This window comes from Actinoplanes teichomyceticus ATCC 31121, assembly GCF_003711105.1.
Classification (GTDB): domain Bacteria; phylum Actinomycetota; class Actinomycetes; order Mycobacteriales; family Micromonosporaceae; genus Actinoplanes; species Actinoplanes teichomyceticus.
In genome coordinates, this window is record NZ_CP023865.1 from 8016885 (window position 1) to 8039654 (window position 22770).

The following is a 22770-nucleotide window of genomic DNA, read 5'->3' on the forward strand; positions in this document are numbered from 1 at the left end:
TCACCGCTTGATCCTGCTGCTCGCGCTGGTCTTCCGGCCGTCGTGGTAGCCGGCCTTCCTCGCGACCACGGTGACGGTCAGTTTCTTGCCGCTCCACGCCTTCTTGATCGTCAGTGCGGAGCCGGTGCCGACGAGCTTGCCGTCCACCCGCCACTCGTACCGGTAGGTGTCGGGCCTCGGCGTCCAGGTGCCCACCGCGACCTTGACCTTGCGGCCGGCCCGCACGGTGCCGCTGATCGTCGGCGACTTCGTCGCCTTCGGCGCCGGGCCGTAGCCGGCCGTGCCGGCGGCGGAGGACGCCGGGGAGTTCAGCCGGTTGGCACGCTTGGCGGTGACGGTCACGGCGATCCGCTTGCCGCGGAGCGAGGCGGGGATGACGTACGCCGCGCCGGTCGCCCCCTTGATCGCCGCCCCGTTCGCCGTCCACTGGTACGTGTACCCGCTCGCCGCCGGGCTCCACGTCCCCACCACCGCCCGGACCGTCGACCCGACCCGGATCGTCCCGCTGACGCCCGGCGCCCTGGTCAGTTTCAGCGCGGCCGCCGTGACGGTCAGCCCGCCGGCCAGCGCCGCCGTCCGGGTACCCGAGGTGACCGTGATGTCCCAGGCGCCCGGCGCCGCCCCGGTGATGTCCGCGGTGGCGGTCAGGACGTCACCGGACACGCCCCGCACCGTCGCGGTGATCGCCGCCGAGCCGGTCCGGCTGAGCCGCACCGTGTCCCCGGCGGTGACACCCGCACCGCGCAGCGTCAGGTTCACCGGGCCGCTGTTCGGCGCGCCGGCCGGCCCATCCGAGGTCACCGCGAACGGCGGCTCGGCGCACGGGTCGGAGTCGCAGATCGCCTCCATCCGGTACGGGTACGTCCCGCTCGCCTCCTGCGGCGCGAGCACGAACAGCGCGGTCGAGGTCTTCGGCGCCGGGTACGCCATCGAGACGGTGCACCCGCGCCCGCCGCTGGCCCACGAGCAGCGGGTGATGCCGGTCCCGGTGCCGAGGGTGGCGAAGTAGTACGGCTCGGGCAGCGCCTCCCCGCCGGCGGTGTTGTCGATCACCGCGCGGAACGAGCTGCGGCTGCCGGTGACCGGGACGGCGACGCAGACCGCGGTGTGCGTGTCGTCCAGGGTGCCGCTCAGCCGGAATCCGGGCACCCCGGAGACCGCCGGGCACTGCGCGGCCGGCCGGTCGGCGGTGCCGAGGTTCCAGGTGTCCACCGAGTACGGCACCGCGCCGCTCACCACCGACCGGACGAACACCAGGTACGACGTCGATCCGCTGACCCGGCACGGGACGACGTACGAGGAGCACCGGTCGGTCCCCTCCGCGTCGGTGATCCAGTACCGCGCCGGGAAGGCGTCGGTGCTGCGCACCCCGATCCAGTGGTTCTCGGCCGCCGAGGCGGTCACCCGGTAGCACCGGATGTCGTCCGGCCCGGTGAGCGTGCCGGTCGAGGCCGCCCCACCGAGCACCGTGTTCACCGGCGCCTGGCAGTTCGTGCCGGTGGCGTCGCGCCGGGCCAGCCGGTACCGGGCGTCCGCCGGCGCGGCGGTCATCACGACCGTGTACGCCTCACCCGCCTCGAACCCGCAGCGGATGACCGTCGCCGAGGTGTACAGCGTCGGCCCGCACACGTCGGCGCCGGTGCTGTCCTTGACGCTCACCGACGCGTACCCGGTCCCGGTGACCGGCGCGAACGACACCACCTCGGTGGCGGTGTGCTCGTCGGCCGGGATCGTCCAGCAGGCGGCGAACCTGTCGGCGGAGAACGCCGCGGTCACCCCGGCCGGGCTGCCGATCCGGCCGGCCGGCAGCGTGGCGCAGCCGGTGACCTGGTCGAGGCGTTGCACGACGAGCGCGTAGGCGCCCGCCGCCGAGTCCTCTGGGGCGGTGAGCAGGATCCGGTACGGCGCCGCTCCGGTCAGCACGCAGCGGCTGGTCTGGCACAGGTCCTCGCCGGCCGCGTCGATCAGCGTCCAGTCCGGCCGGGCGGCGCCGCTCGCGCGGGGCGGCAGGAGCACGCCGATCTTGGCGCCGGCCGTGCCGTCGAGCTGCAGGCAGTCGGTCTCGCCGGGGGTGGCGAACGAGCCGCGGACCGCACCCGTGGCCAGCCCCTGGACGGTCACCGGCAGGCAGCCGGAACCGGACGGGGTGGTGAACACGGTGGCGTACGACCCCTCGCGGACCGAGCCGGTCCCGCCGCCCACGATCAGCGTGTACGTGCCCGCGGCTGGGAAGTCGCAGAGCGCCCCGGACTGGCACACCTTCCGGCCCTCGGCGTCGTAGACCTGCGAGAACTCGTCGTAGTTCGCGTCGTCCACCACGCGCACCAGGTGCCGTCCGGCGGCCGGGACCACCAGCGAGCGGCAGCGGTTGGCGCTCTCCGGGCCGGCCGGGGCCGATCCGTACGACCCGGGCGTGACCGTGGCGCAGCCGGCCGGCGCGGAGAGCGAGCCGATCTGCACCCGCACCTCGTCCCACTCACCGGCCTCGGTGATCACCCGGTACGGCCCGGAGCCGGGCAGCGCACAGCCGTCCTGGCCGTCGTCGGAGTCGGCACAGATCATCGTGCCGGTGCCGTCGGAGATCCAGCTCGCGCCGCTCGACGCGCTGTACCCGACGACCCGCTCGCCGGGCTCGGCCCGGAACGGCCGGCAGTACACCTCCAGCGGGCTGGCCGGCCGGTACGTGTGGACCGGCTGGTCCCACGCGGTGCCGGTGACCGGGTCGCAGCCGGCGGTCCCGGCCACGTCGATCACCACGGCCTGGAACACCACCGGCTCCACGACCCACTCCCGGTTGCGCAGCCAGAGCGTGTAGTCCCCGGCGGCCGGCAGCTCGCAGACCAGGCGGGCGACGCCCCACTCCTCGCAGACCGTGCCCTGGGCGTTGTCCAGCTCCCAGTAGATCTGGCCGCCGTCGCCGGTGCGCACCAGCTTCCCGCCCGCCGACGCGTGCACCGTGAAGCAGGTGTACTCGTACGAGCCGAGCGTGGCCCGGGCGATCTGGCCGGCGTCGAGCGGGCCGAACCCGCCCGGGGTGAGCGTGCCGCAGCCGATCGGACGGTCGGTCCGGACCAGCCGCACGGTGTAGTCGGAGGCGGTGCCGTACATGTCGGTGAGGAAGAACGTGTGGGTGCCGTCCTCGGTCAGCGTGCACTCGCCGCCGCCGAACTGGATCGCGCAGACCGACTCGCCGGCCGGGCTCCACAGCGTCCCGCGCAGGTCGACCGCCTCGCCCTCGGCCGTGGCGGCGGTCGTGGTCTCCACCTTCACCCGCATGCCGGCCGTGCCCGGGAAGCGGTAGCAGTCGCCGCCGGCCCCGGCCGGCAGCGAGCCGGGCCGCCGGGCGCCGTTCACCGTGAAGGTCGCCGGGTCGAGGGTGGTGCAGGAGGACGGCGCGTCGCGCGATTCGATCCCGATCGAGTACGCCGCGGTGCCTTCGCCGTAGGTCAGCGACACGTCGATCCGGTACGTGCCGGGCACCGGAACCGTGCAGGGGCCGATCCAGGAGTTGAACGAGCAGTTCACCCCGAGCAGGCGCGCGTCGGCGCGGGACTCGGTCGAGGTGAACGTGGTGAACAGCCGTTCGTCCGGGACCGTCGTGGTGATCGTGTAGACGTGGTGCGCGCTGCCGCTGATCTCCGGGCAGGTGACCGGCGTGCCCTTGAGCAGCGCCCCGCCGCAGCCGGCGGTGGCCTGCGGCGTGGCGGTGGCCTGGCTCGACGCCGTGCCGGACGATCGCGCCGGCGAGGCCTGGGGTGCCGCCGTGCCGGACGGCGCGGCCGAGGACGCCGGCGAGGCCGGGGGCGACGCCGCGGCGGTGGTGGACGGCGCGGGCGACGTCGCCGACCGCGCCGGGGTGGAGCCGGCCGGCGGCGCGGTGGACGGGACGGGTGCGGGCTCCGACCGGGTGGTCGCCGACGGCAGCGGGGAGGGGGTCTCCGCGTACGCCGCGGCCGGCAACCCGACTGCCATGATCAGACCGCTGAGCACAGCGGCGCTCCAACGTCTCACGAAGGTCCCCCGGAATCGCGTCGACGAATCATCGACGCGATCTTGCCAGGGTCGATATCCACCTCGGTAACTATTCCACTATTCGGGAATCCGCAGTTCGGAGGCGACTACGAACCCGTTCCGTCGCTACAGCTGACCGGCCGCTATCGCGTCGTCGACCTCCGGGAAGATCGCGAAATATCGGCTCAACCCGATCGTCTCCAGCAGCTGGGCCATGAACGGCCTCGGCCCGGCGAAGCTGAGCCAGCCGCCCCGGCTCACGATCACCTCCTTGCTGGTGATGAACGCGCTCAACCCGATCGAGTCGCAGAACTTGAGGTCGGTCAGGTCCACCACGATCCGGGGCACCGGTCGTTTCAGCAGATCGGAGAGCACGGTGTGCAGCGCGCCGGCGGAGTCGGCGTCGAGCTCACCCCGGAGATGGAGCACGGCGACGTCGGGTCGGTGCTCGGTGATGATGGCCCGCATGGCGATCGCTTCCTACCCGGTGAATGTAATTTGAGGGTAGATTGCGGCGAATCGCGCACATCGGACTGAACGTGCGTTGCGTATCGGCTTGACACCGTGGCCGGCCGGACACGGAAACGGGCCGGATCCGTGGGGATCCGGCCCGTTTCCGAAGGCTGGCCGAGACTGTCAAGCACCGACGGCGCAGCCCGGGCTCCTGGCGCGCTCTACAGCTCGCGCCACCGCCAGCGTGGACCGCGCCACGCGTCGGCCAGGATCATCGCGGATGCCCGGCCGGGACACTGCTGCACCTTCGACTTCCCCTCGGGGCCGCCCAGCTGGGCCTCGACCTCCCAGAGGACACCGTCGGTGCGGACGTAGACATCACGGCGCTGGAGCCGGACGTCGCCATTCCACCAGTGATGCTCAACTCTCACGTGTCAAATCTAGGACATGCATCGACGCATCTGCCTGGGCGATTCTGCGAAAGTTTCTCGCCGCCCGGTCGGAACCACATTGTCTGATCCGGTGTATTTGGGTTGCGCGGCTTGCGCTACGCACCATGTCGCTGGGCCGTCCGCGCGACGTCACACAGCGTAGTTCACCGCCGTGACGTGCGACGACATCCGCCTGTTACCGAATCCCCGCTGATCATGGGGAACGACCGAACGGACTAGGCATCGCCGGTACGCCCGGGCGACCCGGCGGCAGGGCACACAGAGTGACGGATCCGGCGGCACAAAACAAGAGAGCCCGATCCGTCAGGATCGGGCTCTACTGGCGGTGGCGGCGGGATTTGAACCCGCGGAGGGCGTAAACCCTCACACGCTTTCGAGGCGTGCTCCTTAGGCCACTCGGACACACCACCGGGAAGTACGTTACCGGACGCCTGAGACGCGCCGTCAGCGGGTGCCCCATAACCGTCCGCCACGCGGCTGACCTGGCAAGATCGGGGGCAAGATCGAATGAGACGGAGAAACCGTATGAGCGTGCACATCGGCGCCAAGCCCGGAGAGATCGCGGAGCGGGTGCTGCTGCCCGGCGACCCGATGCGGGCGAAGTGGATCGCCGAGACGTTCCTGGAGGACGCGGTCTGCTACACCCAGGTCCGCGGGATGCTCGGCTTCACCGGCACCTGGCAGGGGCATCGGGTCTCGGTGCAGGGCTCCGGCATGGGCATGCCGTCGGCCTCCATCTACACCCACGAGCTGATCAACGAGTACGGCGTGAAGTCGGTCATCCGGATCGGCTCCTGCGGCGCCCTGGCGATGGACCTGAACCTGGGTGACGTCGTGGCCGCGATCGGCTCGGCGACCGACTCCAACATGAACCGGTCCCGGTTCGACGGCCTGATCGACTACGCGCCGGTGGCCGACTTCGGTCTGCTGCGCACCGCGGTGGACGTCGCCGAGGCGCAGGGCGTCCCGATGCGGGTCGGGCCGATCCTGGCGGCCGACGCGTTCTACACCGACCGCCCGGACCTCTACGACGCGCTCGCGCTCTACGGCGTGCTGGCGGTCGAGATGGAGTCCGCCGCCATCTACACGATCGCGGCCCGCTACGGCGCCAAGGCGCTGACCATCCTGACCGTGAGCGATCACATCAAGCGCGGCGAGGCGATGGAGGCCGCTCAGCGCGAGCAGGGCTTCAGCAACATGGTCCGGATCGGCCTGAACACCATCACCGCCGGCGCCTGACGCGCCGCACCGGAAGCGCCGCGGAGCGCCGGCCCGGCGGGCCGGCGCCTCGCGGAGCGGGCGTCAAGCGTCCCGGTCCCGGAAGAACCCGCGCATCAGGTCGCCGCACTCGTCGTCCAGCACGCCCCCGTAGACCTCGGGGCGGTGGTTGAGCCGGGGGTCGCGGACCACGTCCCACAGCGAGCCGACCGCGCCGGTCTTCGGCTCCCACGCGCCGAACACCACGGTGGCGATCCGAGCCAGCACCAGCGCGCCCGCGCACATCGTGCACGGCTCCAGGGTGACCACCAGGGTGCACCCGTCGAGCCGCCACTCGCCCACCGCCGCCGCGGCCCGGCGCAGCGCCAGCACCTCGGCGTGCGCGGTCGGATCGCCGGTCAGCTCGCGCTCGTTGCCGGCCGCCGCGAGCTCGGCGCCGTCCGGGCCGAGGACGACCGCGCCGACCGGCACGTCCCGCGGCGACGTGGAGGCGACCGACAGCGCCCGCCGCATCCACCGCTCGTGCCGCTCGCGCCGGATCACGCCTCGCGCAGCTCCTCCATCTCGTCGCCGCACCCGATCTTCTGGCAGATCTCGGCGGTGATGTCGGAGGGCAGCATGCCCTCCATGCCGCACAGGGCGAGCAGCCGCTGCGCGTTCACGCCCAGGTCGTTGAGCAGCTCCGCGTCGCCGACCGGATCGGCGTCCGGGTCGACGGCGGGCCGGTCCTCCTCGTCCTCGCCGTCACGAGCGGCCAGGTCGTCGACCCCCAGAGCGGGCGTCTCCACCTCGCCGAGCAGCACCGATCCGATCCGGGACTCCTCGGCGAAGGCCGAGTCCGACCCGAAGACCCGCAGGTCCTCACCCTCGTCCAGGCGCAGGATGGCGAGGTACTCGTCGTCGCTCTCGACGAACAGCAGCGCCAGTCCGGCGTCCGGCTCGACATCCCGGAGCGCATCCACCACCTCGTCGATGTCGGCCAGCCCAGAGAGGTCCAGCTCCGACGCAGTCCACCCGTGCTTGCCCCGGGCGACAGCGGCAGCGAAAATCGACACGATTCCCCCAACGCGGTTCTTATCCTCAGCGCCTGACGGTAGCGGGTGGGGCGGCGGGTGCGACGCGCCACGCCCTTTGTCCGAACGAGATCAGTTCACCGCGCGGCGACGGGTGGCAATCAGCTCGCGAAGACGCATACCGCGTACCCGTTGCGGGGGCGCCGACTCACGCACCGATTTCGCGTGGGCCAGAGCCGCCAGAAGTTCCAGACGGCGACGGCAGCGATCCGCGTCGAGCCGCTGCGGTGAGGGGGCCATGGTGCCGAGAGTGCCGACCCGTCCGGCGTTCGTCAAGGGCCCATTCGCAGTTCGGCCGACCCGGTGCGCAGGGCGACCGGCACCGTTCGGAGCGTGGCGTCGGCCACAGGGCAGAAGCGGACAATCACCACAACGGGAAGTCGAACGTGCCGACCCACCGGGCGGTCACGAAGCCCAGCGCGATGGACAGGCCGAGCCCGCTCACACAGGCCACCCCGAGCGCCACGCCACGGTCCCCCACCAGGGTGAGGACCAGGGCGGCCAGCCAGGCGACGGCCGCGGCGAGGATCGTCCACCAGGCGTACGACGCGAGGTCGTGGCCGAGGCTGCCGAACAGGACCAGCCACAGCGTGCCCGCCGCGAGGCCGCTGAGCACCGGACCGACACCGATCGGGTGCGACTCCCGGTAGACCGGCCGGGGCGGCAGACCCGGCGGCAGGGCCGGTGGCGGGGGCGGCCCCGGCTGCGCGGGGGCGGGCCAGGTGATCTGCCGGTCGGCCATCTCGGTCCTCTCCGTCCGCGACTTCGGCGACACGCGCGCCTTCATGCAGCGTATCCGGCGGGACATCGGTACGGCTGCGCACCGAGCGGGGCGGGTCTGCCAGGATGGCGCGGTGCGTTTGCTCCGTACCCTCTCGGGTTTGACCGTCGCCGGCGTGCTGCTGTCCGGCTGCGCCGCCACCGGCGGGCCGGGCTCGACCGCCGGTCCCGGCGCCGCGGCGCCGGCCGTGGCCACCACGCCGGTCGCCGCCGTCACGACGCTCGACACGGCCGCCACGGCGGCGAGCGCCAGGAGATACGCCTTCCCGGTCGCCGCCAAGAACGTCTCCTGGCACGAGACCCACTCCGGTTACCGGGCCACCGACATCTTCGCGGCCTGCGGCTCCAAGGTCGTGGCGACCACCACCGGGGTGGTCCTGGAGATCAGCCGCACCGACCGGTACCGCAAAGGCAAGGACGGGCCGTACAACGGCGGCCTGTTCGTGTCGATCCTCGGCGACGACGGCGTCCGGTACTACGGCTCGCACCTGAAGTCGGTCACCAAGGGCATCAAGAAGGGTGTCCGGGTCAAGGTCGGTCAGCAGATCGGCAAGGTCGGCAGGACCGGCAACGCGAGCGGCGTCTGTCACCTGCACTACGGCATCTCCCCGGCGTGCGCCAGGGTCGGTGACTGGACGGTGCGGCGCGGCGTGGTCTGGCCGTACCCGTACCTCAAGTCGTGGCGCAAGGGCGGGCAGAAGAGCCCGGTCGCGGCCGTCAAGGCGTGGCGGAAGAAGCACGGCTGCAAGGCCTGACCCGCGCTGACCGCTCCCGGCCGTGGCGTCTATAACCAGGGGGTGCGGATCGCGGTCATCGGCCTGGGACTCATCGGCGGCTCGCTGCTGCGCGCGCTCGCGGCGGCCGGCCACGAGGTGACCGGTCACGACGCCGAGCCGGCCACCCGGGAGATGGCCCGGGCGGCGGGCTTCCGGGTGCTCGACACCGCCGCGGGCGCGGTGGCCGGCACCGAGGTCGCGGTCACCGCCGTACCGTTGCCGGTCCTGCCGCGGGTCCTCGCCGACCTCGCCGGTTACGACGGCCTGGTCACCGACGTGACGTCGGTGAAGGGCCCGGTCCGGGCCCTGGCCGGCGAGCACCGCGTGCGCCGCTTCGTCGGTGGCCATCCGATGGCCGGCACCGAGGCGTCCGGGTTCGCCGCGGCCGACCCGGAGCTGTTCGCCGGCTGCGTCTGGGTGCTCTGCGTGGAACCGCACGACACCGACCTGGACGACTGGCTGACCCTGGCCCGGCTCTACACCGAGCTGGGAGCGCGGGTGCTGCCGATCACCGCGGCCGAGCACGACAACGCGGTCGCGGCGATCAGCCACGTGCCGCACCTGCTGGCCGCCGCCCTGGCATGGCGGCTGGCCGGAAGCCCGCTCAACCGGGCGCTGGCCGCCGGGTCGTTCCGGGACGGCTCGCGCGTCGCGGCCACCCGGCCCGAGCTGACCGCGGCCATGTGCGGCGGCAACGCCGGCGAGGTCGGCCGCGAGCTCGGTCACGTGCTGCACGATCTGGAACAGTTGCGGGTCGTCCTGGACGCCCGCGATCCGGTGGCCGCGCTGCTCGATTACCTCCGCCCGGCCGCCGGGCTCCGGCGGGCCTGGCCGCCGGGCCCGGGCCTGCCGGAGCGGCTGCCCTGGCCGCCGGCCCCCGCGCCGGACCGGGCGGCCGGGGCCGCGCACACGCTGCTGGCGCTGGGCCGGGCCGGCGGCTGGGTGACCGCGGTCGGCGCGGGCGAGATCCGCATCATGCGGCCGGAAACTGACCGCTATCCCGCCTAGCGTGGTTGCCGACGGAGAAACCACGACACCGCAGGAGTCGGCATGCCCGGTCAGGTCGGAGCCATCCCCGACGAGCAGCAGGGGCTGCTCGACTACCTCGCCCAGATGCGTTACGTGCTCAAGCTCACCGCCTACGGCCTCACCCCCCAGCAGCTGCGGGCCACCCCGGCCGCCGGAGCGCTCAGCGTCGGTGGGCTGATCAAGCACTGCGCGTCCACCGAGGAGAACTGGCTGGCCACGATGCGCGGCGGCAGCCAGGCGCCGGACTTCGCGGCGTACCAGGAGGCCTTCCGGCTCGCCGACGGCGAGACCGTCGAGGAGCTTTTCGCCCGCTACGACCGGGTCGCCGCGGAGACCGCGAAGACGGTCGCCGGCATCGGCGACCTCGACTTCGGGGTCCCGGTCGACCATTCGGTGCCGTGGAACCGCCCCGACCTGGAGCGCTTCACCCTGCGCTGGGTCCTGCTGCACCTGATCCAGGAGACCGCCCGGCACACCGGGCACGCCGACATCATCCGCGAGGGCATCGACGGGGCGACCGCGTTCCCGCTGATGGCCGCCGCGGAGGGCTGGCCCGCGACGCCGTGGCTCAAGCCCTGGTCGAAGGAGGGCTGAAGCTCGGTGCGGCGGGGGTCTCGCCCCGGTCGACCCGGATCACGCGGCGGTCCGTGACGATCGCGGTGACCAGGTCGGACGGGGTGATGTCGAAGGCCGGGTTGACCGCGTCGCTCCACGCGGTCACCTCGGCCGCGCCGCGGTCCTCGATCTCGACGTGCGCGCCGGTCGGGGTGTCCGGGTCGACCGTCGACTCGGGAGCCACCACCAGGAACGGGATCCCGGCCCGCCGCGCGCCGAGCGCGTGCGAGTAACTCCCGATCTTGTTGATCACGTCGCCGTTGGCGCAGATCCGGTCGGCGCCCAGGATCACCGCGTCCACCTCGCCACGAGCCATCAGGAACGGGCCGGCCGAGTCGACGGCGACCCGGTGCCGCACACCCCATCGGCTCAGCTCCCACGAGGTCAGCCGGGCACCCTGCAGCAGCGGCCGGGTCTCGCTGGCGATCACCGCGCCCAGCGCGTCCCGGCGGTGCAGCTCGCCGATCACGCCGAGCGCGGTGCCGGTGGCCACCGTGGCCAGGCCGCCGGTGTTGCAGTGGGTCAGCAGCCGCGGCCGGGCGCCGCACAGCTCGGCGACCAGGTCCGCGCCGAGAGCGGCCATCGCCTCGGACGCCGCGACCTCCTCGTCCCGGATCGCGCAGGCCTCGGCCAGCACGGCCGCCGGCCCGGCGGGCAGCAGGCGGGCGGCGCGGCGGGCGCCGCGGGCCAGGTTCACCGCCGTCGGGCGGGCGGTCTCGATCCGATGTACGGCCTGGGCCAGCGCCGCCGGATCGTCCGCGTGCACCCGGGCGGCGAGAGCCACGCCGAACGCCCCGGCCACCCCCAGGGCCGGCGCGCCGCGCACCGCCAGTGCCTGGATCGCCGCGATCAGCTCGCCGACCGTGTGCAGGCGCAGCACTCGAAGGTCCTCGGGCAGCGCGGTCTGATCGATGATCTCGACGGCGCCGTCCACCCAGTCAATGGTTCGCATGGATCGAAGACTACCGATCGCCCCGGACGCGCAGCCCGGTCAGGATCTCGCGCAGCACGTCGTCGCTCTTGCCGACCTTGTCGGCGGTCCAGCGCTCCTGGACGCCGACCGTGCGGCCGTCGTGCAGCAGCAGGGCCGCGTTGACCGGCACCTCCCGGTCGATCCGCACGGTGGCGATCTCCTCGAAGGCGACGTAGCGGTACCGGGCCGCCAGCTCGGCCGGCGCGGTGGCGCTCAGCAGTGCCGCCACCCGCTTCTCGCCGCCGTCGGTCGACTTGGGTGCCGGCACGAAGACGAACCCCTTGCTGAGCAGGATCAGGTCGGCGTGCGCGGCACCGTCCACCTTGACGTTCGGCAGCGCGCCGAGCACGGCGGCGCCCTGACCGGTCGCCCGGGTCTGCACCACCGTGGCGTTCTCCACCCGTACGCCCCGCTCGGCCAGGCGGGCCCGGGCCTCGTCCAGGGTCTCCGGCGCGACGGCGAGCTTGGCGATCTCGGTGAGGTCGACGCCCTCGCCGTCGCGGTCGACCAGTCGGGCCGGCCGCGACCACGAGTGCTGCCAGCGGGCCGTGCCGGAGCGCACCGCGGCCAGCCCGAGCAGGTCGTCCATCACGCCGGCGAACCCGGCGGCCGCCTCGTGGCGGGGCGACCCGGGCAGGAACTCGGCCGCCAGCTCACCCAGCCGACCCGCCTCGACCAGGGCGAACACCTCGGCCAGCCCGGCCTGCGGAACACCGGCGAGGCGGGCCGCGCTGCGGAACACCCGGTCGGCGCGGTGCTGCATCATCATGGTCATCGACGCGGCGGTGAAGTCGGCCCAGGGCAGCACGGTACGCGTACCGAAATCGACGACCTCGTGTTGCAGCGCCATCCCGGCCGCCTCGACGGCGGGCAGCAGCACGGTGGCCGGCCGGGCGTCCACCGCGTGCGGGGTCCGGGGCGCGCCCCGCATCGCGGCGATCCGCTCGCCGATCGCCGGGTGGCTGTCCCAGCGTGACGTCTCGTCGGACGGCTCGCGGTCGCGCATCCGGGCCAGCTCGTCGGTCCGGGCCCGGTACAGCTGCGCGAAGCCGCCGAACACGTCGTCCGGCGCGTACCCGAGCTCCCAGCCGTAGGCGATGTACCGTCCGAAGTAGAGGTCCCAGGCCGCGTCCACCACCGGCAGCTCCCGCATCGCGGAGACCGCCGCGTCCACCCCGGCCAGCCGCACCGAGGCCAGGTCGGCCTCCAGCTCCTGGCGACGCGCGACCGCGTTGCTGACCAGCTGGTACAACCAGCCGTAGGCCTTGAAGACCCAGCCGAACACGTTCCACCTGCCGACCCGGTCGAGGGTCTCGTGCATGGCCAGGCGGCCGCGGTAGGTGACCGCGGACAGCCGGGTGTGCGCGCCGGAGTAGTGCCCCAGCTCGTGGGCGAGCACCGCGCGGAGCTGGTCCACGTCGAACGTCTGCAGCAGCGGCATGCCGATGTAGAGCCGGCGTGTCCCGCCGATCAGGCCGAGCAGCCTGGTGTCCTCGCTGACCGCGGCGTTCACCTCGGGGACCAGCCGGATCTCGTCGGGCGCCCGGGTGCCCACCTCGGCGGCCAGGCCGCGGACCTGCTGCCACAGCTCGGGCGCCTGCTCCGGCGTGACGATCAGGCCGTGCGGGTGCCCGGGCCTGGCCCGGACCGCCCGCCACAGGCCGGCCAGCACCGCGGCGACCGCGGCGATCAGCAGATAGCTCAGCTTGGCCGCGCCGACGCCGTGCGCGTGCTGCCAGATCTCGAAGATCAACCAGCCCACCAGCGCCAGCTGGAGCAGTCCGAGCAGATAGAAACCGGCCAGCATGACGACCGAGACAACCGCGCGCAGCGCAGTGGGCATCGCGTTCTTCTCCCCCTGGATGCCCCCGGGCCCACCGGCGGCGCAGGGACGATACCGATGTGAATCTTTATTGAGCAAGCCCGCTGTGACACGCGCCCGGACCTCCGGGAAGGCCGATCCCGGCGTGGCCGTTCCGCCGCCTGCCCGGGATCGATCCGGCGCCGGGCGACCAGGCGCGGGACGACCCGGTGTCCGCGGCGCGGCGGTCGGTGCCGCACCCGGCCTTCGCGCCGGGGCTGGGGTGGGCGGGCGCGCGAGTTCGCGCGGGCGCGTCGCGCGGTACGGGCCTCTCCCGGCTGATCCGGCCTAGTCTGGGCGGCATGGCATCCCGTGACCCGGTCGCCGACCTGCGGCGCATCGCGTTCCTGCTGGAGCGGGCGAACGAGGCGACCTACCGGGTGCGGGCGTTCCGGTCGGCGGCCGCGACGGTGGCCGGGACGCCGCACGAGGAGCTGGTCGAGCGGGCCCAAGCCGGCACCCTGGCGAAACTGGCGGGGGTCGGCGAGGTGACCGCCCGCTGCGTGAGCGAGTCGCTGGCCGGGCAGGAGCCGGTCTACCTGCGCCGGCTGCTCAGCACCGAGGGCGCCGACCTGCCGGCCGCCGCGGCGGCGCTGCGGGAGGCGCTGCGCGGCGACTGCCACGTGCACTCGGACTGGTCGGACGGGGGCTCGCCGATCGAGGAGATGGCGCTGGCCGCGGCGCAGCTGGGTCACGAGTACTTCGTGCTCACCGACCACTCGCCGCGGCTCACCGTGGCCCGGGGCCTGACCGCCGACCGGCTGCGCCGCCAGCTCGACCACGTGGCACGGCTGAACGAGCAGCTGCCCGCCGGCTTCCGGATCCTCACCGGCATCGAGGTGGACATCCTGGAGGACGGCTCGCTGGACCAGTCCGACGAGCTGCTCGCCCGGCTGGACGTGGTGGTCGGCTCGGTGCACAGCAGGTTGCGCGACGACTCGGCCCGGATGACCCGGCGGATGCTGGCCGCGATCGCCAACCCGCACCTGGACATCCTGGGGCACATGACCGGGCGCAAGGTGGCCGCGGCCGGGGCCGGCGACGCCGCGCACCGGTCCGTGCGGACCCGCCCGCCGAGCACCTTCGACCTGGACGAGGTGCTGGCCGCGTGCGTCGAGCACGACAAGGCCGTGGAGATCAATTCCCGGCCGGACCGGCTGGACCCGCCGAAGCGGATGCTGACCGTCGCGGTCGAGGCCGGCTGCCGGTTCAGCATCGACACCGACGCGCACGCCCCGGGCCAGCTGGACTGGCTGGGCCACGGCTGCGAGCGGGCGGCGCTGTGCGGGGTCGGCCCCGATCGGGTGGTGAACACCTGGCCGGCCGACCGCCTGCTGGACTGGACCGGCGCACACGGTTGAATTCGGCCGCCCCAAGGGCCGGAACATCTCATAGGGTCGGGCGGTGGGACAGATTGACGAACTCGCCAACCGATACGTCGACGAATGGGCCGAGCTGAATCCGACCGGCGCCACCGCGGCCGGCATCTCGGGCTACGACGACAAGACCGACGACCTCTCGCCGGAGGGCTTCGCGGCCCGGGCGCAGCTGGTCCGCCGTACCGTCAACGACCTCGATCTGCTGGAGCCGGAGCACGAGTCCGAGCAGGTCGCCAAGGACGCGATGATGGAGCGGCTCGGCCTGGAGCTGGCTCGCCACGACGCCGGCTACACCGCCACCGACGTCAGCGTGATTTCCAGCGGCCTGCACGAGATCCGGATGGCGTTCGACGTGATGCCGACCGAGGGCGAGCAGGCGGTGGCCAACATCGCCGCCCGGCTCAACGCCCTCCCGGGCGCGCTCGAGGGCTACCGCCGCACCCTGCTGGACGGCGCCGACCGGGGCCTGATCAGTGCCCGGGCGCAGCTGGTGGCGGTCGCCGAGCAGTGCGACGCGTGGACCGACCCGGGTCGGGACAACTTCTTCCAGGGCCTGGCCGACCGGCTGGACGCGACCGGCGCCCTCGCCGCCGAACTGCGCCGGGGAGCCGCCGCGGCCACCACGGCCACCGCGGACTTCGGCCGCTTCCTGCGCGACGAGCTGGCCCCGCGCGGCCGCGACAAACAGGCCGCCGGTCCGGAGCGGTACGCCCTGGCCTCGCAGTACTTCCTCGGCGCGAAGGTCGACCAGCAGGAGACCTACCTGTGGGGCTTCGAGGAGCTGCACCGCCTGGAGCGGGAGATGACGGCGGTGTCCGGGGCCATCGCCGGCCCGGGGGCCACCCTCGGCGAGGCGGTCGCCGCGCTGGACGCCGACCCGGCCCGCAACATCGCGGGCAAGGAGCGCTTCCGCGACTGGATGCAGGGGCTCTCCGACCGGGCGATCAGCGAGCTGAACGGCGTGCACTTCGACATCGAGCCGCCGGCCCTGAAGCTGGAGTGCTGCCTCACCCCGACCAGCGACGGCGGCATCTACTACACCGGTCCGAGCGAGGACTTCTCCCGTCCGGGGCGGATGTGGTGGGCGGTGCCGGAGGGCCAGGAGACGTTTTCCACGTGGCGGGAGGTGACCACCGTGTACCACGAGGGGGTGCCCGGCCATCACCTGCAGGTCAGCCAGAGCCTGCTCCGGGCCGGCACGCTCAACCGCTGGCAGCGGCTGCTGTCCTGGTGCTCCGGGCACGGCGAGGGCTGGGCGCTGTACGCCGAGCGCCTGATGGACGACCTGGGCTACCTCACCGATCCGGGCGACAGGCTCGGCATGTTGGACGCCCAGGCACTCCGTGCGGCGCGGGTCATCGTCGACATCGGCATGCACCTGGAGCTGGAGATCCCCCGGGACAACCCGTTCGGCTTCCACCCGGGCGAGCGGTGGACACCGGAGCTGGGCTGGGAGTTCCTGCGCGGGCACACCCGGGTGCCCGAGGAGGTGCTGCGCTTCGAGTGGAAGCGGTACCTGGGGTGGCCGGGGCAGGCGCCGTCGTACAAGGTCGGTGAACGGATCTGGCTGCAGGCGCGGGACGAGGCGAAGCAGCGCAAGGGCAGTGACTTCGACCTCAAGACGTTCCACCGGGACGCGCTGAACCTCGGCTCGCTCGGTCTGGACCCGCTGCGGAAGGCCCTCGCCAGAATTTGAGTCATTCGGGCCTCTCCGTGCCGAAAACGGGACGGAGAGGTCCAAGATCTCGTGTTGCTGCCGCTACCCAAAGTATTTCCGTGCCTTTCCGTAATTGTTGAGGCACTTTGCGTGGGCGGCACTGCGCCCAAGACGTAACGAATCCGAAGTAGAACTCATATTCACGTCTCGTCCGCGCTACCGATACCATCTGCCCGGCACTTGTCACGACGCTGAGGAAACCTGCGCGGACCGGGCTCCCCCATCGCCCTCCCGCTGCGGGTACAGCGCGGTCGGCGGTGCTGCGTATCCCCCGATCAGCCGAGCGAACTCTGACCCTTGGAAAGGGGTTTCTTGAGGATTTCTCGGATAGATTGACCCAGATCGGTGCGCCCGCATGGCTACGTTCAGTAGCCCCCAATGGCCCATCGCGTGTGTGCATGGCGGAGGACGAAAGCAATGTCAGTCTCGGTGAACAGCCGGCGAACCCGTTTACGCTCCGCCCTCGCGGTGGTGCTGACGGTTCTGGTCCTGCTGCCGGCCGCGGGCCTGTTCCTGCGGGTCCTGCAAGAGAACTCGAAGCAGCGCGACAACACCCAGCTGGAACTGCACGGCATCGAGTACCTCTCCGCGATGTCGGCGCTGGTGACCTCGCTCGCCGAGTCGCAGTCCTCGGCCCTGCAGGGCGTCTTCGCGGAGCCGGCCTCGGTGACCGCGGCGGTGGCCCGGGTGCAGGGCGCCGACCAGCGCTACGGTGACGAGCTGGGCACCACCAGCCGCTGGACCGACCTGAAGGACAAGATCGCCAAGCTGCCCAAGGTCACCGGCTCGGCCGAGACCATCCTGCAGGCCCACATCGAGGCCGCGGACCTGACCCTGGAGCTGTACGACACCATCCGGGAGAACTCGGCGCTCGCCCGCGACCCGGAGAGCGACATCTCGTTCCTGCAGCAGACCGTGGCGGTTGACATGCCGGAGGCGGTCACCGCCGTCAGCCGGATGGGTGACCTGGCCAACATGACCGCGGCGGCCCGGGGCCGCGCGCAGACCCAGAGCCTGACCGTCCGGTTCGGCTACCAGGCGTTGCAGGTCCAGGAGAGCACCGCCGAGCTCACCGACAACCTCCAGGAGGCGGTCGAGGACACCGACAGCGGCACGCTCAGCGGCAACCTGGTGAGCAACCTCGACTCGTTCCGCCGCGGCGTCGAGGCCGCCAACCGTGGCGCCAACCTCGGTGGCAAGCCCAACGTGTCCACCCTGGTGACCGCGCAGTCGAGCCTGCAGACGGCGCTCAGCGCGCTCTCGACGGTGGTGCTCAAGGAGATGTCCACCCTGCTCGAGGACCGGATGGACCGCCTGAACTACCAGCGCTTCGAGGCGTTCGGCCTGCTGGCCGTCGCGCTCGTGCTGATCGCGCTGGCCGCCTTCTGGACCCGGGGCCGGGCCCGGCAGGCGCACGCCACGCCGGCCGAGCAGCCGGCCGAGAGCCGCAGCCGGGACGTCTCGGTCCAGGCCGCCGGCGCCAACGGCAACCCGTACGGCGGCGGCTCGTACGACTCGGCCCCCCACTACGGCGAGGTCCCCAACTACGGCGGCGGGCGGGAGCGTTCCGGTGCTCTTCGGTAAGTTCCGCATCCTGGGCAAACTGGCCCTGTTGGTGCTCGTGCCGCTGGTGGGTGTGCTCGCCCTGACGGTGCCGATCATCTACAACCGTGCCGACGCGGCCAGCACCGCCCAGAAGACCTCCGACAGCGTCCAGCTGGCCAGCCGGGTCAGCACCGCCATCCTGGAGCTCCAGGAGGAGCGCCTGCTCTCGGTGGGTTACCGGCTGGGCCTGGTGGACCAGCCCACCCTGGTGGTGCAGGCCGCGGAGAGCAGCGAGAAGGTCGCCGAGCTGCTCGACACCGAGGAGGGCGGCGACCTGCCGCCGGGGCTGCGCCGCGCGGTCATCCTGGCCACCAAGCTGAACAGCACCCGGCAGAACGTGCTCAACAAGCTGATCCAGCCGCAGGACATCGTCACCGACTACACCAACGTGATCACGCCGATCGTGGACGGGCTGAGCCTGGCCAGCCACGCCGACCTGACCACCGCGGTCGGCCAGCAGGTCTTCGCCCTCGAACGGTCGATGCTCTCCGACGACCTGATCAGCCAGGCCTCGTGCTACCTGGTTACCGCCGCGGTGCTGAGCCGGTCGAAGGACGCGCCGACCCGCCGGGGCGCCACTCAGCTGCTGACGCTGTTCAGCCAGTCGTTCAGCCAGATCCAGTCGATCATCACGTCGTCGAAGCCGTACTTCACCGAGTCGCAGTACAAGCTCTACCTGAGCACCCAGGACGCGTTCCAGTCCCGGGTGGGCTCGGAGTTCACCGCCCTGCTGGCGCAGGACCCGACCAAGGCCCTGCGGAGCCTGAACATCCGGACGCTGTTCCCGTCGCTGGAATCGGTCATGGTTCTCGGTGGTTTCGTCGAGAAGCGCGTGGCCAAGGACGTGGACGTCGCGGTGAACGAGAACCGGGACAGCGCCATCCAGCAGGCGACCATCGTCGGTGGCGGCGCGCTGCTGCTGCTGATCCTGGTGGTCACCCTCTCGATCTTCATGGCCCGCGCGGTCGCCCGCCCGCTGCGGCGTCTGACCCTCTCCGCCGACCGCATCGCCCGCGCCGCCGAGGCGGAGCTGGAGCGGGTGGCCGACGACGAGTCCGAGGCCCAGGTACGCCCGATCCGGCTCGACCCGGTCGACGTCGAGGCCCAGGACGAGATCGGCGACCTGGCCCGCGCGTTCGACCGGGTGCAGACCACCGCCGCCCGGCTGGTGGAGCGCCAGGTGCTCGGCCGCCGTAACGTCGCCCAGATGTTCGGCCACGTCGGCCGGCGTACCCAGAACCTGGTCGGCCGCCAGCTGTCGCTGATCGACTCGCTGGAGCGCCGGGAGACCGACAGCGACCGCCTGCGCGAGCTGTACCGCCTGGACCACATGTCCAGCCGTCTGCGCCGGAACGCGTCCGCGCTGGTCGTGCTCTCCGGTGGGGCCGGCGCGAACGAGCACATGGCGCCGCTGCCGCTGTCCGACGTGGTACGTCTGGCGCTCGGTGAGATCGAGGACTACACCCGTGTCGAGGTGGAGGTCCCCGAGGAGATCGTCGTGGTGCCGGCCATCCTGGCCGACCTCACGCTGCTGCTCGCCGAGCTGCTGGAGAACGCCACCACGTTCTCCCCGCCGCACACCACCGTCACGGTCAGCGCGGAGGAGCTGCGCGGCGGTGCCCGTCTCGCGATCATCGACCACGGCCTGGGTCTCGCCCCGGAGCGGCTGGCCGAGGAGAACGCGCGACTGACCCGCCGTGAGCGGCTCGACCTGGCCCCCACCGAGGTGCTCGGTCTGTTCGTGGTCGGCCGCCTGGCCCGCCGGCACGGCATCGAGATCACCCTCACCGACACCCCGGACGGCGGTCTCACCGCCTGGGTCGACCTGAGCCCGCAGCACCTGATCGGCCGGGTGGAGAGCCTGGTCGCCGCGGGCGCCCCGGCCCCGCCGGCGGTGCCGTCGTCCCCGGTGGCGCCGCAGATCCCGGCGATGCCCGACGTGATGAGCGGCGCGCTGCGCGGCAACACCGCCGAGGTGGCCATCGCCAGCACCGCGATCCGCACGGTGCCGGGCAGCCAGCAGCCGTTCGACCCGAACGTGCTGAACCGGGCCACGCAGACGCTGGAGTCGGTCCCGTCGTGGAACGCGTTCGCGCCGGCGGCGACCCCGCCGGCCGGTGACGACCCGTACGCCGGCCAGCCGGTCTACGACGCCGAGCCGGTGTACTCGCCGGGCGTGGCGTACCAGGAGCCGGCCGCGCCGTACCGCCAGCCGGACCCGGCACTTGCCTACAACAGCGGCATCCCGGTCGCCGGCCGGGTCCCGGCCGCGCTGCCCGAGCTGCCCGCCGCCGGACCGGCCGCCTGGGGCAACGAGCCGGCGCTGCCGGCCGCCCCGGCCTGGAACACCCCGGCGGCGGCGGACACCAACTGGAACACCCCGGCAGCGGCGGACACCAACTGGAACACCCCGGCGGCGGCCGAGGGCGGCTGGAACACCCCGGCGGCGGCCGAGCCGTGGGGCAGCCCGGCCGTGGACACGCCGGCCGCCTCGGCCGGCGTCCCGGACCGGAGCACCCCGCCTCCCGGGCCGGTCGCCGAGGCCCCGGTGATCGCGCCGAGCAGCGGCAACAAGCCGCTGCGGCGCCGGGTGCCGGGCAGCCAGCTGCCGGTGGACCCCGGTCCCAAGCAGCACGCCGCGGCCCCGTCCCAGGACGACGCGCTGGCCGCCCGCGCCGCCTTCGACGCGTTCGAGGCCGGTGTCACCCGGGCGCACGAGACCAGCACGTCGCTGCCGGCGCCGGACTTCTCCGGCGGCCAGTGGAACGTGCCGGCCGCCGAGCCGGCGCAGGCCGCCACCCCGGCCGCCGAGCCGGCGCAGTGGAACACCCCGGCCCCGGAGCCGGCCGCCGAGCCCGTCGGGTGGAACGTGCCGGCGCCGCGTACCGCTCCGGAGGCCGCCCCGCAGTGGAACGTGCCGGCGCCCGAGACGACCACGCCCCAGTGGAACGTCCCGGCGCCCGAGCCGGCCCGGTCGTCGGAGTGGGACGCCCCCGCTCCGGCCGCCGTGCCGGCCCCGCCCCCGCCGTCCGGTGGTGGCGCTCCGTTGACTCGTCGCGTGCCGGGTGCCACCCTGCCGCGGGACGAGCCGAACCGTCCGATCGCCCCGCCGGCTCCGGCCCAGCTGGACCCGGAGGCGGCCCGAGCTCTGATGGATCAGTTCGAGTACGGCGTCGCACTCGCCCTGAATGAAACTCAGCCACAACCCGAGGGACAACCGCGATGACTTCCCCCTACCCCACCGCGCAAGGTCAGCTCAGCGCCGAAGCCAAAACCTTCAACTGGCTGCTGGACTCCTTCACGTCCGGAACCGCGGGCGTGATCGAAGCCATCGCGGTCTCCTCGGACGGTCTGCTGATGGCCATGTCCGCGATCAAGGACCGGCCGAACGCCGAACGCCTGGCGGCCGTCGTGTCCGGCCTCACCAGCCTGGCCGGCGGCGCCGCGAGCTGGTACCGCCTGGGCGCCCTGAACCGGGTCATCATCGACATGGCCGACGGCTACCTGCTGGTCACCGCGATCAGCGCCGGCTCGGTGCTCGGCGTGATCGCCGACCGCAGCGCGAACCTGGGCACCCTGGCGTACGAGATGACGCTCTTCGCCACCCGGGCCGGCGGCGCCCTGAGCCCGCGCCTGATCGCCGAGCTGAAGAACGCCGTCCAGCAATGACGTACCCGGACCCCGCCGACGAACCGGTACCTCCGGCGCGCCCCGGAGTCCGGCCCTTCCTGCAATCCGGTCCGAAGCACTCGGCCGGCGGCTACACCCCTACCGGGGAGAACCCGCCGGTCGAGGCACAGACCAACACTCTGCGCCCGTTCGTCATCACGGCCGGGCGGACCGATGGAGGCGACCCCGACATCGGTATGGAGACTCAGGTGACGGTGGTGCCCGGCGCGCCGCCGTCCCGGCTTTCACCGGAAACCAGGGCGATCGTGTCTCTCCTGGAGGAGAGTCCGATTTCGGTAGCCGAGATCTCCGCACGCCTGCGCCTGCACCTGGGCGTCACCCAGATCCTCGTCGGCGACCTGCGCGCCGCCGGCCAGGTGGACGTTCACGTGCTGGCCAACGACACCCCTGACCCCGAGACCATCATGCGAGTGATCCGTGGACTTCGATCCATCAGCTAACCGCGTCGTCGGTACCGCGCGCATACCGGGCGCCGCGCCCAAGAAAGCGCCGGTACCGGTAAAGATCATCGTGGCCGGCGGCTTCGGGGTGGGCAAGACGACGACCGTCGGCGCCATCTCGGAGATCTCGCCGCTGACCACCGAGGCCGAGATGACCTCCGAGTCGGTCGGCATCGACAATCCCGGTCAGGCCACCCTGAAGACCACCACGACCATCGCGATGGACTTCGGCGTGCTCACCATCGACCAGACGCTGAAGCTCTACATCTTCGGCACGCCGGGGCAGACCCGGTTCGCCTTCATGTGGGACGACCTGGTGAAGGGCGCTCTCGGCGCGCTGGTCGTGGTGGACACCAACCGCATCGACGACTGCTACCCGGCGGTCGACTACTTCGAGCGGGCCGGCCTGCCGTTCGTGGTCGGCGTGAACACGTTCAACGGGCAGATGGGCTACAGCCTGGACGAGGTGCGCTGGGCGCTCGCGGTCCGCGACGACGTGCCGGTCATCTCGTACGACGCCCGGTTCCGCGCCTCCGTCCGGGATGCCCTGCTCGTCGTGCTCGACCAGGCTCTCGACAAGGCCATCCGGATGAAGTCGTAGGGTGTCCGGCGAGTCGTCCGGTTCACAGCATTCCCAAACGGGCCCGTGGGAGGGCACAGTGGGGTACCGGTCGACCGTGCGAGGAATGAGGACGGTG

General features: G+C 72.5%; 19 protein-coding genes and 1 tRNA gene. 11 read left to right on the forward strand and 9 right to left on the reverse strand.

Annotated features, from left to right (window positions below):
- The 4 genes from ACTEI_RS35355 to ACTEI_RS35370 all read right to left on the reverse strand — a co-directional run bounded on the left by ACTEI_RS35355 (window position 1) and on the right by ACTEI_RS35370 (window position 5326).
- Window positions 1-3972, reverse strand: a complete 3972-nt coding sequence (locus ACTEI_RS35355) for a hypothetical protein (protein WP_145830771.1) — start codon at window positions 3970-3972, stop codon at window positions 1-3.
- Between the two features lie 165 nt (window positions 3973-4137).
- Window positions 4138-4479, reverse strand: a complete 342-nt coding sequence (locus ACTEI_RS35360) for an STAS domain-containing protein (RefSeq protein WP_122981606.1) — start codon at window positions 4477-4479, stop codon at window positions 4138-4140.
- Between the two features lie 206 nt (window positions 4480-4685).
- Window positions 4686-4895: a hypothetical protein gene (locus ACTEI_RS35365; protein WP_122981607.1), complete on the reverse strand. Its 210-nt coding sequence runs from the start codon at window positions 4893-4895 to the stop codon at window positions 4686-4688.
- A 341-nt stretch (window positions 4896-5236) separates the two neighbouring features.
- Window positions 5237-5326, reverse strand: a tRNA-Ser gene (locus ACTEI_RS35370).
- Window positions 5327-5441: 115 nt separating this feature from the next.
- On the opposite strand from ACTEI_RS35370, the gene deoD reads away from it, so the two are divergent.
- Window positions 5442-6155, forward strand: coding sequence for a purine-nucleoside phosphorylase (gene deoD, locus ACTEI_RS35375; protein ID WP_122981608.1), 714 nt, complete (start codon window positions 5442-5444; stop codon window positions 6153-6155).
- A 63-nt stretch (window positions 6156-6218) separates the two neighbouring features.
- Here the strand turns inward: deoD and ACTEI_RS35380 are convergent, their stop codons facing one another.
- The 3 genes from ACTEI_RS35380 to ACTEI_RS35390 form a co-directional block, all read right to left on the reverse strand.
- Window positions 6219-6647 carry a nucleoside deaminase gene (locus ACTEI_RS35380; protein WP_239082192.1) on the reverse strand — a complete coding sequence of 143 codons (429 nt, stop codon included), beginning with the start codon at window positions 6645-6647 and terminating at the stop codon, window positions 6219-6221.
- Window positions 6648-6673: 26 nt separating this feature from the next.
- Complete coding sequence (locus ACTEI_RS35385) at window positions 6674-7189, reverse strand: tRNA adenosine deaminase-associated protein (protein WP_122981610.1); 516 nt, start codon at window positions 7187-7189, stop codon at window positions 6674-6676.
- Window positions 7190-7571: 382 nt separating this feature from the next.
- Window positions 7572-7949 carry a hypothetical protein gene (locus ACTEI_RS35390; protein ID WP_239082187.1) on the reverse strand — a complete coding sequence of 126 codons (378 nt, stop codon included), beginning with the start codon at window positions 7947-7949 and terminating at the stop codon, window positions 7572-7574.
- A 139-nt stretch (window positions 7950-8088) separates the two neighbouring features.
- Here ACTEI_RS35390 and ACTEI_RS35395 point away from each other — a divergent pair, with 139 nt between their 5' ends.
- From ACTEI_RS35395 to ACTEI_RS35405, 3 genes are read left to right on the forward strand one after another with little or no spacing between them, the layout of a single operon-like run.
- Window positions 8089-8742 carry a M23 family metallopeptidase gene (locus ACTEI_RS35395; protein ID WP_239082188.1) on the forward strand — a complete coding sequence of 218 codons (654 nt, stop codon included), beginning with the start codon at window positions 8089-8091 and terminating at the stop codon, window positions 8740-8742.
- 42 nt (window positions 8743-8784) lie between these two features.
- Complete coding sequence (locus ACTEI_RS35400) at window positions 8785-9771, forward strand: prephenate dehydrogenase (RefSeq protein WP_122981612.1); 987 nt, start codon at window positions 8785-8787, stop codon at window positions 9769-9771.
- Window positions 9772-9813: 42 nt separating this feature from the next.
- The gene (locus tag ACTEI_RS35405) at window positions 9814-10386 is read left to right on the forward strand and encodes a DinB family protein (protein ID WP_122981613.1); all 573 of its coding nucleotides are present in this window, start codon (window positions 9814-9816) and stop codon (window positions 10384-10386) included.
- Here the strand turns inward: ACTEI_RS35405 and mtnA are convergent.
- A complete protein-coding gene (gene mtnA / locus ACTEI_RS35410; RefSeq protein ID WP_122981614.1) occupies window positions 10361-11359 on the reverse strand; it encodes an S-methyl-5-thioribose-1-phosphate isomerase in 999 nt (332 codons plus the stop codon). The genes ACTEI_RS35405 and mtnA overlap by 26 nt on opposite strands.
- Window positions 11360-11369: 10 nt before the next feature.
- Window positions 11370-13223, reverse strand: a complete 1854-nt coding sequence (locus tag ACTEI_RS35415) for a M48 family metallopeptidase (RefSeq protein WP_122981615.1) — start codon at window positions 13221-13223, stop codon at window positions 11370-11372.
- A 320-nt stretch (window positions 13224-13543) separates the two neighbouring features.
- Here ACTEI_RS35415 and ACTEI_RS35420 point away from each other — a divergent pair, with 320 nt between their 5' ends.
- The 7 genes from ACTEI_RS35420 (at window position 13544) to ACTEI_RS35450 (ending at window position 22673) form a co-directional block, all read left to right on the forward strand.
- Window positions 13544-14602, forward strand: coding sequence for a PHP domain-containing protein (locus ACTEI_RS35420; RefSeq protein WP_122981616.1), 1059 nt, complete (start codon window positions 13544-13546; stop codon window positions 14600-14602).
- 43 nt (window positions 14603-14645) lie between these two features.
- On the forward strand, window positions 14646-16316 hold the full coding sequence (locus ACTEI_RS35425) for a DUF885 domain-containing protein (RefSeq protein WP_122981617.1): 1671 nt from the start codon (window positions 14646-14648) through the stop codon (window positions 16314-16316).
- A gap of 489 nt (window positions 16317-16805) precedes the next feature.
- Window positions 16806-17921, forward strand: a complete 1116-nt coding sequence (locus ACTEI_RS35430; RefSeq protein ID WP_239082189.1) for a hypothetical protein — start codon at window positions 16806-16808, stop codon at window positions 17919-17921.
- Window positions 17908-21168, forward strand: coding sequence for an ATP-binding protein (locus ACTEI_RS35435; protein ID WP_122981619.1), 3261 nt, complete (start codon window positions 17908-17910; stop codon window positions 21166-21168). Before ACTEI_RS35430 ends, ACTEI_RS35435 begins: the two co-directional genes overlap by 14 nt.
- The gene (locus tag ACTEI_RS35440) at window positions 21165-21611 is read left to right on the forward strand and encodes a roadblock/LC7 domain-containing protein (RefSeq protein ID WP_122981620.1); all 447 of its coding nucleotides are present in this window, start codon (window positions 21165-21167) and stop codon (window positions 21609-21611) included. Before ACTEI_RS35435 ends, ACTEI_RS35440 begins: the two co-directional genes overlap by 4 nt.
- Complete coding sequence (locus ACTEI_RS35445) at window positions 21608-22072, forward strand: DUF742 domain-containing protein (RefSeq protein ID WP_122981621.1); 465 nt, start codon at window positions 21608-21610, stop codon at window positions 22070-22072. The genes ACTEI_RS35440 and ACTEI_RS35445 overlap by 4 nt, the downstream gene beginning before the upstream one ends.
- Window positions 22050-22673, forward strand: coding sequence for a GTP-binding protein (locus ACTEI_RS35450; protein ID WP_122981622.1), 624 nt, complete (start codon window positions 22050-22052; stop codon window positions 22671-22673). Before ACTEI_RS35445 ends, ACTEI_RS35450 begins: the two co-directional genes overlap by 23 nt.
- Window positions 22674-22770 lie beyond the last annotated feature (97 nt).

Bases quoted from the DNA above. Each gene is read 5' to 3' on its own strand.
- ACTEI_RS35355 (WP_145830771.1), bottom strand. From the start codon at position 3,972: ATGGCAGTCGGGTTGCCGGCCGCGGCGTACGCGGAGACCCCCTCCCCG.
- ACTEI_RS35360 (WP_122981606.1), bottom strand. From the start codon at position 4,479: ATGCGGGCCATCATCACCGAGCACCGACCCGACGTCGCCGTGCTCCAT.
- deoD (WP_122981608.1), top strand. From the start codon at position 5,442: ATGAGCGTGCACATCGGCGCCAAGCCCGGAGAGATCGCGGAGCGGGTG.
- ACTEI_RS35380 (WP_239082192.1), bottom strand. From the start codon at position 6,647: ATGCGGCGGGCGCTGTCGGTCGCCTCCACGTCGCCGCGGGACGTGCCG.
- ACTEI_RS35390 (WP_239082187.1), bottom strand. From the start codon at position 7,949: ATGGCCGACCGGCAGATCACCTGGCCCGCCCCCGCGCAGCCGGGGCCG.
- ACTEI_RS35405 (WP_122981613.1), top strand. From the start codon at position 9,814: ATGCCCGGTCAGGTCGGAGCCATCCCCGACGAGCAGCAGGGGCTGCTC.
- mtnA (WP_122981614.1), bottom strand. From the start codon at position 11,359: ATGCGAACCATTGACTGGGTGGACGGCGCCGTCGAGATCATCGATCAG.
- ACTEI_RS35415 (WP_122981615.1), bottom strand. From the start codon at position 13,223: ATGCCCACTGCGCTGCGCGCGGTTGTCTCGGTCGTCATGCTGGCCGGT.
- ACTEI_RS35420 (WP_122981616.1), top strand. From the start codon at position 13,544: ATGGCATCCCGTGACCCGGTCGCCGACCTGCGGCGCATCGCGTTCCTG.
- ACTEI_RS35440 (WP_122981620.1), top strand. From the start codon at position 21,165: ATGACTTCCCCCTACCCCACCGCGCAAGGTCAGCTCAGCGCCGAAGCC.
- ACTEI_RS35445 (WP_122981621.1), top strand. From the start codon at position 21,608: ATGACGTACCCGGACCCCGCCGACGAACCGGTACCTCCGGCGCGCCCC.